General features: G+C 59.3%; 6 protein-coding genes and 2 pseudogenes. 7 read left to right on the top strand and 1 reads right to left on the bottom strand.

The genetic code is table 11. From position 1 onward, the window contains the following. Positions 1-73: 73 nt before the first annotated feature. Entirely contained in the window at positions 74-1,147 is a 1,074-nt protein-coding gene (locus tag R1A29_RS09910) for a diguanylate cyclase (protein ID WP_438301317.1), read from the bottom strand. A gap of 184 nt (positions 1,148-1,331) precedes the next feature. Here R1A29_RS09910 and R1A29_RS09905 point away from each other — a divergent pair, with 184 nt between their 5' ends. The 7 genes and pseudogenes from R1A29_RS09905 to R1A29_RS09875 all read left to right on the top strand — a co-directional run bounded on the left by R1A29_RS09905 (position 1,332) and on the right by R1A29_RS09875 (position 13,615). Then, positions 1,332-2,786, top strand: a complete 1,455-nt coding sequence (locus R1A29_RS09905; RefSeq protein ID WP_438301316.1) for a flavin-containing monooxygenase — start codon at positions 1,332-1,334, stop codon at positions 2,784-2,786. 16 nt (positions 2,787-2,802) lie between these two features. Then, positions 2,803-3,765: an alpha/beta fold hydrolase gene (locus tag R1A29_RS09900; RefSeq protein ID WP_438301315.1), complete on the top strand. Its 963-nt coding sequence runs from the start codon at positions 2,803-2,805 to the stop codon at positions 3,763-3,765. 88 nt (positions 3,766-3,853) lie between these two features. After that, positions 3,854-5,233: a 2-oxoadipate dioxygenase/decarboxylase HglS gene (gene hglS / locus R1A29_RS09895; RefSeq protein ID WP_438301314.1), complete on the top strand. Its 1,380-nt coding sequence runs from the start codon at positions 3,854-3,856 to the stop codon at positions 5,231-5,233. Positions 5,234-5,552: 319 nt separating this feature from the next. Then, the gene (locus R1A29_RS09890) at positions 5,553-6,068 is read left to right on the top strand and encodes an Hcp family type VI secretion system effector (RefSeq protein ID WP_007949952.1); all 516 of its coding nucleotides are present in this window, start codon (positions 5,553-5,555) and stop codon (positions 6,066-6,068) included. Positions 6,069-6,196: 128 nt separating this feature from the next. After that, positions 6,197-8,238, top strand: a pseudogene (gene tssI, locus R1A29_RS09885) (type VI secretion system tip protein TssI/VgrG). Beyond that, complete coding sequence (locus R1A29_RS09880; protein WP_438301313.1) at positions 8,228-8,965, top strand: DUF4123 domain-containing protein; 738 nt, start codon at positions 8,228-8,230, stop codon at positions 8,963-8,965. The pseudogene tssI and the gene R1A29_RS09880 overlap by 11 nt, the downstream one beginning before the upstream one ends. Then, a pseudogene (locus tag R1A29_RS09875) lies at positions 8,965-13,615 on the top strand (RHS repeat-associated core domain-containing protein). The gene R1A29_RS09880 and the pseudogene R1A29_RS09875 overlap by 1 nt, the downstream one beginning before the upstream one ends. Positions 13,616-13,619 lie beyond the last annotated feature (4 nt).

Raw genomic sequence — 13,619 nt, 5'->3', positions numbered from 1 at the left:
TGTTTCGTGTCGGGTACTGAACCGTACCTGACATCGCCGCAAGGCTCTATCCCGGATGCGACACCCCATCCGTTCAAACCGAACCCAACACCTCGCGCCGCGGCGGATCATCATTGCAACAGATCACCCGGTTGCGCCCGGTCGCCTTGGCTTCATACAGCGCCTGATCGGCGTCATTGAGCCAGCGTGTCGCATCGCCATGAGCCGGATCAAGTGCGGCCAGGCCGATGCTCAGACTGACTTTAAGCGCCGGATTCTGCTCGTAGACCAGAAAGGAAAAACGCTCGCGCAAGGCTTCCATCACCTGCGCCGCATTGAACAGCGGCAAGTCCGGCAGGATCACACAGAACTCGTCGCCGCCGTAGCGTCCGGCCACGTCCGCCATCCGCAGGTTCTGCTTGAGCATCTTGCTCAACTGGCGCAGGACGATATCGCCGGCCACATGGCCGTAGGTGTCGTTGATCGCCTTGAAGTGGTCGATGTCGATCAGCGCAATCGCCGCGCCTTTTTGCTGGCCTTTGCAGCGCAGGAATTCGATTTCCAGTTGATCCTTCCAGGCGCCGTGGTTGAGCAGACCGGTGAGACTGTCAGTACGGCTCAGGGCCAGCAATTCACGTTTCTGCACCCCCAGGGTGTAGGCCTGACGAAAGCAGATCCAGCCCAGCGCCAACGGGTACAGCATCAATAATGGCAGGCAGGCATACATCTGCGCCGGTGTGGTCGCCGGGATGAAGGCCGGGGCAAATACCACCAGCCCGACACCGACGCCCAGCAACTGCGCCGCCGACCCTGCCAGCAGAAAGCGCAGACCGCCGATGGCAACGTTATTCATCGCCATCATCGAAATGGTCGTGGCACTGGGCAGCGAATTGAATTGCATGGCCGCGACCCAGAGGCCGCCGAGGAAGGCATCGATCAGCAAGTTGCGGTGTTCGGCGTGGTAAGGGACTTTCGAGCGTCGTGCCCACTGATACGCCAGGTGTGGCCAGACCAGGCCGTTGAACACCATCAGCGCCCAGACCCAGGCCGGGGGATCGAGCGGATACATCGCGACGCTCACGCACAAAAGCCCCAGGACCAGCCCCAGGGTTCGCGATGTGTAAAGCCTCCTGGCCAGTGAAAGTCCCTTTCCTCCCGTTCTTCCCATAAGGGCCTCGAGTACACCGCAAAAGGATGTGCTCGGAGTCTAACAGGGCAACGTTAAATAGCCATCACCGGCCAGCGGCCGGCAGTCTCCGACCCCGCAGCCCGCCATTTCCGGCACACGGCAGGCAAATGATTGGCTATACATGAAGTAGGAAAATGGAAAAAAGACTCTAAGAAGGAGGCCCATGCAGACCTATCAAGTGTTGATCATCGGCAGCGGGTTTGGCGGCCAGTGCGCGGCGGTCAACTTGCTCAAGGCCGGCATCGACGATTTTCGCTTGCTGGAGCGGCGGGACTTTTTCGGCGGCACCTGGTGCCAGAACACCTACCCCGGCGCGGCGGTGGACGTGCCGTCGCCCCTGTATTCGCTGTCGTTCGCGCCCTACCCGTGGACGCAGATGTTCGCCGGACAGGCCGAACTGCATCGCTATACCGAACACGTCATCGAGCGTTTCGGCCTGCGCGAGCGGGTGGAACTGCAAGCCGATGTCGAGCACATCGAGTGGGATGAAAACGAAAAACGCTGGGCCGTACACACCGGCGCCAAGGGCACCTATTACGCGCAGTTCGTGATCAATGCCACCGGACCGCTGAGTCAACCGGTCGTCCCACACTTCCCCGGTCAGGATCGCTTTCAAGGCAAGACCTTTCATACAAACAATTGGGATCACAGCTACGACTATCGCGGTAAACGCGTAGCGATCGTCGGCAGCGGCGCCAGTGCCGTGCAGGTGATCCCGACGATTGCGCCGGATGTTGCGCACTTGCACGTCTTTCAGCGCACACCCCATTGGGTGCTGCCGCGCCCCGACCGAAAGTTCGGACGTTTCCAGCGCTGGCTGCTGGGGCTGAAGCCGGCCTGGAAGCTGCTGCGCTGGTTGATCTACTGGCAGTTCGAAACCCGGATCATCGCCTTCAAATATTCGAAACCGGCGATTCACATGGTGCAGAACCAGGCGCTGAAATTTCTCCAACGCCAGGTGACTGACCCCGAGTTGCGGAAAAAACTGACACCTGACTTCACCATCGGCTGCAAACGGGTATTGCTCTCCAACACCTATTATCCGGCGCTGACCCGGCCCAATGTCACCTTGCACAGCCGCGAACAAGGTATCGCCGCCCTCGACGAAACCGCCATCCTCACCACGGATGGCCAGCACATCGACGTTGATCTGATTGTCTGGTCGACCGGCTACGACGCCACCGATGGCGTGATTTCCTACCCGGTCAGCGGAAAAAACGGCGTAAAACTGCGCGATGTCTGGGCGCAATACCCACGTGCCTACCTCGGCACCAGCCTGCCGGACTTTCCCAACCTGTTTATCGTCACCGGGCCGAACACCGGCATCGGCCATACCTCGGCGCTGTTCATCATCGAATCGCAGATGAACTACATCCTCGACTGCATCCGCACCGTACAGGCCAAAGGTCTGCGCAGCATCGAAGTTCGCCCCGAAGCAGAACGTACCTACACTCAGATGATTCACCGGGAGATGGAGCGCACGGTCTGGAAAACCGGCGGCTGCCACAGTTGGTATCAAAGCAGGAGCGGTCATGTGATCGCGATGTTTCCCGGCTTCAGTTTCAGCTATCACCGCTTGACCCGGGCGCTGAAACCGGCCGACCACATTCTGTCTTGAACAAGGAAGAACCACGATGCTTTTGCTGTTTGTCGCCCTCGCAGTTTTCGTGGCCTGGAGCTGGTTGAGCTACCCGGCGGTCGGTCACTGGCTCTACGACCTGAGCGCAGCTTTGGAGGCCAGGCTGTACCGGCTGCACAAGATTGAAGTGCCGATTGCCGAAATGACGGTGTCGACCTGGCAAGGCGGGCCTTACGAAGCGTCGAGCAGCATTCTGATGCTGCACGGCTACAGCGCCGAAAAGAACCTGTGGTTGCGCTTCGCCCGGCACTTTGTCGGGCAGTACCGGGTGATCATCCCGGACCTGGCCGGCCACGGCGAAACCGGCTTCAAGGCCGGTGGCGGCTACGACATTCCGGTTCAGGCCAAACGCATGATCCAGCTGCTCGACGTCTGCGGCGTCGAGAAAGTCCACGTGATCGGCAACTCCATGGGCGGTTACATCGCCGCGTGGCTGGCGGCGACCTACCCGGATCGCATCGCTTCGGTGGCGCTGATCGACCCGGCCGGCGTCACGGCGCCCGAGGCCAGCGACATGGAGCGTCACCTGGCCCGTGGGCACAATCCGTTCCTGATCAATTCCCGGGAAGAATTCCGACACTTCTATGCGATGACCATGGCCTCGCCACCGTGGGTGCCCGGCCTGGTGCTCGATGCCATTGCCCAGCGTTACGAGCAGCAACGGGACGAACTGGAAGAGATCTTCCGGGACTTTCGCGCGAGTCCGCCGATGGAACCGAAACTTGCAGACATTAAATGCCCGGCGCTGCTGCTCTGGGGCCGCAAGGACCGGTTGATCGATGTCAGCAGTGTGCCGGTGTGGAGCAAGGGCATCACCAACCTGCGGGTGGATGTGTGGGATGGCGTCGGGCACATGCCGATGGTCGAGCAGCCGTCGAACACGGCGCGGTTGTATCGGGAGTTCCTGGGGGGAAAACTCACGCGCAGACAGGTAAACGGTCAGTCGTTGGCAGAATGAAGTTCGTAGGATTCTTCGTTTGCCCGCGTCGGCGAAGGCTGCGATCTTTTCCGACATCCTTTACGTGACCGTGCCAGGAATTTTTTTCATGACCGTGCAGCCGTTCGTCAGCCCCGACCTGATCCGCCAACGCTTCTCCAAAGCGATGTCCGACATGTACCGCGAAGAAGTGCCGCTGTACGGCGCACTGATGGAACTGGTGGAGCAGACCAACCGCGACGTGCTGGCCCGCGAGCCGCAGATCGCCAACCAGTTGCACAGCACCGGCGAAATCGAACGGCTGGACATGGAGCGCCATGGCGCAATCCGCGTCGGCACCGCCGCCGAACTGGCCACCCTCGCCCGCCTGTTTGCGGTGATGGGCATGCAACCGGTGGGTTATTACGACCTGACGCCCGCCGGGGTGCCGGTGCATTCCACGGCGTTTCGAGCAGTGCATGAAGATGCGCTGCAGGTCAGCCCGTTCCGGGTGTTCACTTCGCTGCTGCGACTGGAATTGATTGAAGATCCCGAGTTGCGGGCCTTCGCGCAATCAGTGCTGGATCAGCGTTCGATCTTTACGTCAGAGGCATTGCGCCTGATTGAACAGGCCGAAGCCGTTGGTGGGCTGACTGAGTCCGAAGCCGGGGAATTTGTCCTGCAAGCACTGGAGACTTTTCGCTGGCACCACAGCGCCACCGTCACCGCCGCGCAATACCAGACCCTTAGCGCCCAACATCGTCTGATCGCCGATGTGGTTGCGTTCAAAGGCCCGCACATCAACCACCTGACACCGCGCACCCTGGACATCGACATTGTTCAGGCACAGATGCCGCTGCATGGCATCACGCCCAAAGCGGTGATCGAGGGGCCACCGCGCCGGCAGCATCCGATCCTCCTGCGCCAGACCAGTTTCAAGGCACTGGACGAGCCGATCGCCTTCACCGACCAGACGCAAACCCGCGGCAGCCACAGCGCACGGTTTGGCGAGATCGAGCAACGCGGCGCAGCGCTGACACCCAAGGGCCGGGCGTTGTACGACCGTCTGCTGAATGCGGCGCGAGATGAGTTGGGTGACTTCCCCAACGAAGCCAACGCCTCACGCTACAACGCGCTGATGACCCACCACTTCAGCGAATTCCCTGACAGCCTCGAAGGCATGCGCGAGCAGGAATTGGCGTATTTCCGTTATTTCCTGACAGACAAAGGGCTTGTGGCGGGTCGTCCCGCTGAGGTTTCGCTGCAAGCTTTGTTGCGCGACGGCTATGTGAAAGCCGAACCGCTGGTGTACGAAGATTTCCTGCCGGTGAGTGCGGCGGGGATTTTTCAGTCGAACCTGGGGGACGCCGCGCAGACGCATTATGGCGAGCACTCCAACCGGCAGTCGTTCGAACTGTCTCTGGGCCGCCCGACCATCGATGAACTGGGCTTGTATGCAGAGACTCAACGGCGTTCGATCGAGGAATGTTTGAAGGCGCTTGCCCGATAACGCGACGAAGCGGCGCTTGGCCATACTGCGCAAGAAGTTGCGCAGTTCCCCGTAATAAAAACCCCATCACAATCGCTGCAGCCCTTGCACATCAAGGGCTGCAGCCAAGTGCGCAAGAAGTTGCGCAGTACTGCGCAACTTCTTGCGCACTTTTTGCCTGAAATACCGCTTTTTTTAACCGAAACCGCTGACGCTTCCCGGCTACCCCTTGGTTTCCGGGGCTTCTGAAAAGTTGGCACGCTCCTTGATATAGCTTTGGCACCCACCGGGCGATTTCGCCTCCCGGGCACCCTAACTTTATCCGCAAGGAGCACCTCCCATGGCAACACCAGCGTACATGTCGGTTACCGGCGAAAAACAAGGCCTGATCACTGCCGGCGCCTTCACCGCCGACTCCGTTGGCAACACCTACCAGGAAGGCCACGAAGACCAGGTTATGGTTCAGGCTTTCACCCACGACGTGATCATCCCGCGTGACCCGCAATCCGGTCAGCCAACCGGTCAGCGCGTGCACAAGCCAGTCGTGATCACCAAGGTCTACGACAAGGCTTCGCCTCTGCTGCAAGCGGCTCTGACCTCCGGCGAGCGCATGAGCGAAATCGTTATCCAGTGGTACCGCACTTCGGCTCAAGGTACCCAAGAGCACTACTACACCACCAAACTGGAAGACGCGATCATCGTCGCCATCAACAACAAAATGCACAACTGCCAGGATCCAGGCAACGCGCACTTCACCCACCTGGAAGAAGTGCAGTTCACCTACCGCAAAATCACCTGGACCCACGAAGTATCCGGTACTTCGGGTTCCGATGACTGGCGTGCTCCAGTCGTTTAATTACGGCTGATCGTTTCAAGCATCGGCCAGCTCTGCTGGTCGATGTTGTTTACGCCCCTCCAGAATTTCGCGCGCGTTGACTGCTCTTGCGGTCGACGGGCGCCGCTGTACAGCACGAGGAACAAGGGATGTTCGCGCCGGCCAATGAAACCCACTTTGCCCTGACCATCGAAGGGCTTTCCGCCGATTTCCAGGTGTTTACCCTCACCGGTCGGGAAGCCATCAGCCAGCCGTTTGCCTTCGAGGTGGAGCTGGTCAGTGAGCAGCCGTCGCTGGACCTCGAAACCCTGCTGCACAAACCGGCCTTCCTGCAGCTGTCGCCCGACGGCAGCGGCATCCACGGCCTGATCGACCGCGCCGCGCAAGGCGATTCCGGCAAGCGCCTGACGCGCTACTCCGTGACCCTGCGCCCGCAACTGGCGTATCTGGCGCACCGGATCAACCAGCGGATCTTCCAGAACCTCAGCGTGCCGAAAATCATCGGCAAGGTTCTCGAAGAACACGGCATCCAGGGCAACGCCTACGAATTCCAGACCGGATCGATCTACCCCGAGCGCGTCTACTGCGTGCAGTACGACGAATCGGACCTGCATTTCATCCAGCGCCTGTGCGAAGAAGAAGGCATTCACTACCACTTCCAGCACAGCGCCACGGCGCACAAGCTGGTGTTCGGCGATGACCAGACGGTGTTTAAAAAACTGGCGCCGGTGGCCTACCAGCAGGACTCCGGCATGGTCGCCAGCGACCCGGTAATCAAGCGCTTCGACCTGCGCCTGGAAACCCGCACCAGCCGCACCACCCGCCGCGACTACGACTTCGAAAAACCAAGGATCACCCTCGAAAGCGAAAACCGCGGCGACGCCCTGCCCGACCTCGAGGACTACGACTACCCGGGCCGTTTCGTCGACCGCGAGCGCGGCAAACACTTGGCCAAACGCGCCCTCGAACGTCACCGCAGCGACTTCCAGCTCGCCGAAGGCAAGAGCGACCAGCCGTTGCTGGTCAGCGGCCATTTCCTCGCGCTGAAAGAACACCCGAAAGCCAAGTGGAACGACCTCTGGCTGCTCACCGAAGTCCATCACGAAGGCAAGCAGCCGCAAGTGCTGGAAGAGTCTGTCACCAGCGACACCACCGCGCTGAAAGACGATTTCCACCAGGGCTACCGCAACCGCTTCCAGGCCACCCCGTGGGACGTGCCGAACCGCCCGCCCCTGCGCCACCCGAAACCACGCATTCTCGGCAGCCAGAGCGCCGTGGTCACCGGTCCCAAAGGCCAGGAAATCCACTGCGACGAATACGGCCGGGTGAAAGTCCAGTTCCACTGGGATCGCGACGGCCTGGCCGACGACAAGACCAGTTGCTGGCTGCGCGTGTCGTCAGCCTGGGCCGGCGCCCAGTACGGCGGCATCGCCATCCCGCGCATCGGCATGGAAGTGCTGGTCACCTTCCTCGAAGGCGACCCCGACCAGCCGCTGATCAGCGGCTGCCTGTACCACAAGGAAAACACCGTCCCCTACGCCCTGCCGGCGAACAAGACCCGCACCACCTTCAAGACCCTGAGCTCGATGGGTGGCGGTGGCTTCAACGAACTGCGCATCGAAGACAAGAAAGGCCAGGAACAGATCTTCCTCCACGCCCAGCGCGACTGGGACGAGAACATCGAACACGACCAGAAAATCCGCGTCGGCAACGAACGCCACGACATCGTGGAAAAGAACAGCTACACGGAACTCAAGGCCGAAGAACACCACACCGTTTACGCAGACCGCAAAGTCGAAGCCCGCGCCAACGACCACCTGACCGTGGGCGTGAACCAGCACATCAAGATCGGCACCGGGCAATTCATCGACGCCGGACAGGAAATTCACCTCAGCAGCGGCATGAAGGTGGTGCTGGAGGCTGGGGCTGAACTGACGCTGGTCGGTGGCGGCAGCTTCATCAAGATCGATGGCGGCGGCGTGACCATGAGCGGGCCGGCGATCAACATCAACTCGGGGGTGGGCCGGGAAGCGGCACGGGGGCGGCGCCATTGATGCCGGGCGTGCTGAAGCAGGCGGATGCCGACAAGGCGGGGGCTGTGCTGACGCCGGCGCAGATCAATACCCTCAAGCGTAATGCGCCGTTTTGTGAAGAGTGTGAGAAGTGTAAGGCAGGTGCCTGTGCCATCTAATCGACTGACACCCAAGGATTGGCTGGCACAACAGCCGTTGCAAAAAGACGAACGCCTGTATCTGGTCATCAGCGCCGCCAGCGATGCCGACGCGCTCAAGACCCTGTATCAGAGCGAACCGTCCGTCCAGGCCATTCCCGTCTGGGGCGGAACGCCCTACTCCACCTGGCAACCGGTGATGCCTTACGTCGCCGAACTCAAGGCCTACTCGGCTTTCCTGCCCTGGATCACCGAAACCGACGCCCTCGACTGGGGCTGGCTGGCGGTCTCCCGCTCCGAACCCAACGAAGTCTTCGAACACCTGCGCAGCCTGACCCAGGTGAAGATGCCGGACGGGACCGAGGTGTTTTTCCGGTTCTGGGATGGGCGGCATATCTATCCGATTCTTGAAGGGCTGGGTGAGACAGCCGGGGAGGTGCTGCCGGTGTTTGAGCGGTATCTGATCAATGGGCGGAGCCTGGAAGTCGGACCGAGGGTGGTGCCGAAGGTGAGGGATTGGCCGTGGTGGGAGGTGCCGAAGAAGTTGCTGGATCAGTTGGCGAAAGAAGATCAGACGACGCTGGTCGGAAACTTGATGCAATGGCTCGAAGAAGCGCGCCCGGACCTCTATACCGCGTGGCCTGAGAGCAATCTGAAATTGAAGATCACCCGTTTCGTGCGTCGGCCGGACACATCTGAAAACCGCAAAGAAAAACTGCTGGATCACCTGATTATGGAGCAAGGCTGATGATCGCGAAGGAACGCATTGCTTTCATTGACAAGCAACTTGACACCTTCAAGGACAGCTTGACGCTGTACCAGGAACAAACCAAAACCTGGTATGCGAGAGCTGCCGACAAGGCCAGTCGGGTCGCCGACCTGCCTTCCCTGCTGGGCATGGAGCGAGTGATCAAGGTCGGCAACACCAGCAAATCGGTGAGCATGACAGACGGCGACTTCACGTCGAACGTGGCCCGGTGCCCTTTGAAGGGACCGCTGCTGATCGAGAGCAAGTTTGAATCGGTTTATGACATTCCACTTGGCAATATCGAAGTTGAAATCGTTGCTGTGGAAGGTGGCGCAGTCAGCAAGGTCAAACTTGACGCCCAAGGCAAGGCAAGTTGGACAGGTGGCATTCCCGGCAAATTTTACAAAATCCGTGTTCACAACGAAGTGACGCCCGGCCAGATCGACACCCTTTTCAATTCCTACAAAGGCATCACGGCGGACCTTGAAGGCTTCCTGCGCAAAGAATGGGCCGGTTTCAAACCGCAATGGTCGAATCTGTCTGCATCCGGCATGGCGATGGCTGTTGGCAGCGGCATCCTTGAGGGCGGCTGGGAGGCTATCAAAGGGGTGTGGGATGGCATCAGTCTGGTTCTCGACATCCTTCAGGATCCGGGAAAATTTGCCAACGATTTGGGAGCGGGTACCCAGAAGCTGATTGATCTGGCTAAACAATCCCCGGACGTCATGAAAAAAGCGATGTTGCTGGCCAGCGACGAAGCTGCACTGTTCCTGATGGTACGCAGTGCCGTGATCTGGTTGGCAGGTTTGCCACCAACGAAACTGGCAGGTGAATCAGCAAAGATGACAACTGCGGCAGTCGTCGGCATCGCCATCGACATCGTGATTGGTATCGTGCTGACAATTGCTGCGGAAGGTACGGGCGTAATCTATCTCGCCGCACGCCTGAAAAAGTACGGCCAGATCATCATCAAGGCTGTCACTGGTTTTGTGGAGTCAGTATTCAAGATCATCAAGGGCTTCATGGAATACGTCGCCAAGTACACTGCCGTTGCGGCGCGTGGGGTTACGGCGAAGGTGAGAAATGGTGTTTCTGAACTGAGGTTTGATGGAAAGAGAAACGCGACCCTGGGTAGAGGAAAAGCGGGAGACGATGTATCCAGGCAGGCAAAGTCGCCCGCAGAAAAAAGTGCCGAGCCGGCCTCGGGAACGTGCACCAACGGATGCCCGGTTTCGATGGTCACCGGCGAAGAGCTGCTGACGCTGACAGATGGCCAACTTGACGGCTTGCTGCCGTTTGAATGGACGCGCCTGTACAGAACCAGCGCCGTCGAAATCGACTGTGGCCTGGGATACGGTTGGAGTCACGCCCTTGCCCACCGCATCGAAATCGTGGGCGATGAGGTCATCTGGACCGACCACGAAAACCGCTCCACACCGTTCCCGCTTCCAAGCGAGCAACGCCCGGCGATCACTAACAGCCTCTCGCGTGCAGCCATTTTCCTCGGCGATGACCCGTCCGAATTGGTACTGGCCCAAGCAGGCAAACGCCCATCGTTCTACCACTTCCGCTTCAACAGCAATGGCGCAACCCTGATCGCCATCAGCGACAGCTATGGCAATCGCCTGCACGTCACACGGGACATCCACGGGCGCATCAAACGCCTCGACAACGGCGCAGGTCGTGCCCTGCTTTTACGCTACGACCGCAAACATATTGTGGCTGTGGACTATCAGCAGTTTCTACCGGCGGACAATCTTGAGGATGCCTGGAACACCGTCCAGACGCTGGTCACCTACACCTATGACGCGCAACACCGGTTGATTGAAGCAAAGAACGCCGCCGGGGAAGCCGAGCGTTATAGCTACAACGATCAACACGTGATTCTGGAGCGGCAACTGGCCGGCGGCGCGAGCTTCTTCTGGGAGTGGGAGAACGAAGGCAAACTGGCTCGATGCATCCACCACTGGGCAAACTTCTCGCAGATGGACGCGCGCTACGCCTGGGATGATAAAGGCAGCGTGACCGTTACCAACGCCGATGGCAGCGAAGAGGTTTACACCCACGACGATCAGGCGCGATTGATCAGCAAGATCGATCCGGATGGTGCCGAGCACCTCAAGGCCTATAACGACAAAGGCCAATTGGTCGCGGAAAAAGGATCCTCTCGGTGCCGTGACCGAATATCGGTACGACGATGATGGATTGATGACCGCCGTCATCCCTCCTGAAGATGAAGCCACCACGTACGAATACAGCAACGGATTCGTCAGCGATGTTCACCGTGGCAAAGCCAGCTGGAAGTATCAACGCAACAGACAGGGTGATGTCACTCAGCAAATCGACCCGGATGGAAATTCGACGTTCTACAGTTACGACCATCAAGGACGTCTGCTGGAGATCCGTCACCCGGATGGCAGCCGCCACCAACTGGGCTGGAACAACCTCGGTCAATTGCTTGAGGAACGCCTGCCCGATGGTGGTCAACGCAAATATCGCTACGATGCGTTGGGCCGGCAAATAACTCGGCAAGAAGAATCAGGTGCCATCACCCAATATCAGTGGGATACCGCCAACCGCCTCGCACAAATTATCTTGCCGGGCGGCGCAACGCGCGCGTTCACCTATAACGCCTACGGCAATGTCACTGCCGAACGCGACGAACTCGGCCGCGTCACCCGTTACGAATACGCCGATAAACTGCACCTTGTCAGCCGTCGCATCAACCCGGATGGCAGCCAGCTGCGTTACCGCTACGACAACTCGCGCCTGTTGCTGACCGAGATCGAAAACGAGCGCGGCGAGCATTACCACCTCGACTACTTCCCGAATGGCCTGATCCAACAGGAAACCGGCTTCGACGGTCGTCGCACCGCATACGAATACGACCTCAACGGCCAATTGCTGAAGAAAACCGAATTCGGCGATGACGGCAGCGAGTTGGTGACTGAATATCAACGCGATGCTGCTGGCAGGCTTCTGGTGAAGACGCTTCCCGACGGCGAAGAAATCCATTACAGCTACGACGCCCTTGGCCGCCTGGTCAACGTCGACGACGGACACTGGCCACTCGCCTACGAATACGACCTGCAAGACCGCCTCGTCACCGAACACCAGGGCTGGGGCACCTTGCGTTACGAGTACGACAGCGTTGGCCAGCTCAAGCACTGTCGCTTGCCCGATGGCAGCAAACTCGACTACCGCCACCAACCCGGCGGTATGCTCAGCGGCATCGACCTCAACGGCTCGCGCCTGACGTCTCACCAGTTCAGCGGTGGTCGCGAACAGCAACGCCAACAAGGCTTGCTGCTCAGCCAGTATCAATATGACGAACAGGGCCGCTTGCAGGCCCACAGCGTCAGCCAACGCGACAAAAACCTCTTCCAACGTCGCTACAACTACGACGCAAACGGTAACCTCGCCGGCATCGACGACAGCCGCAAAGGCAACCGCAGCTACCACTACGACCCGCTTGATCGCTTGATCAGCGTGCGTGGCGCGACACCGGAAAGCTTCGCCCACGACCCGGCCGGCAACCTGCTCGGCCAGAACAACGAAGGCACAGCAAACCTCGCCAACGTCAAAGGCAACCGCCTGTTGATGCAGGGCGACCGCCACTACGACTACGACGCCTATGGCAACCTGATCCGCGAACGCCGTGGCACCGGACAGAAGCTCGTCACCGAATACCGCTACGACTGCCAGCATCGACTGATCGGCGCTAGCCTGCCGGGTGGCAGCACCGCGTCCTACAAATACGACGCCTTCGGTCGCCGCATCGAGAAAACCGTCGATGGCCAAACCACCGAGTTTCTGTGGCAAGGCGAACGCCTGATCGCCGAAAGCGCGGACAATCGTTACCGAAGCTATATCTATGAACCGGGCACATTCCGTCCTCTTGCCATGCTCGATGGCGAAGGGCCTCTCAAGGCGACCCCGTTCTATTACCAGCTCGATCATCTTGGTACGCCGCAGGAGCTCACTGACTACAGTGGCGAGATCATGTGGTCCGCGAAGTACCGCGCCTACGGCAACCTTGCCGCGTTGGACGTCAGCGAAATCGACAATCCGTTGCGGTTCCAGGGTCAGTATTTCGATGCGGAGACGGGCCTACACTACAACCGTCATCGCTACTACAATCCGGGGACTGGACGGTTTCTGACTCCGGATCCGATCAAGCTTGCGGGCGGGTTGAATAGCTACCAGTACGTGCCTAACCCTACGGGGTGGGTGGATCCTTTAGGTCTGACCACAACACAAGCCCAGTGCCCAGGAAAAAAGAAAGTACCCGTAAACCATAAGCCAAGCGGAGATTTGGACTGGAATGGTGTAGATAAAAAAGGGCTCAGTCGAGCAGACCATGTGAGGAGGCATGGTGCTGATGACCCTACTCGACAAGTTCCTCATGGGGTATTCAACGAGGAACCAATATCAGCGACAGAAAATGCGTGGGCGATTGCAAAACGTGACGGCATAACCCCTTACGTAGAACAACCAGGGAATGGTAATTGGATCTACGATGTCCCTTATCCAAATGCGGGATTCAAAGGTGGCATGCCAGGAGCCGCAGATGGCCACCCGGTTCTGAACTCAATTAGAATCGTGGTTAAGGCTAATACAAACAATGTAGTCACCGCGTTTCCCATGTGAGGCT

The organism is Pseudomonas sp. NMS19W (genome assembly GCF_051554255.1).
Classification (GTDB): Bacteria; Pseudomonadota; Gammaproteobacteria; order Pseudomonadales; family Pseudomonadaceae; genus Aquipseudomonas; species Aquipseudomonas kribbensis.
The sequence above is the reverse complement of the archived record's forward strand: the minus strand, read 5'-3'. Positions and strand labels throughout refer to the sequence as shown.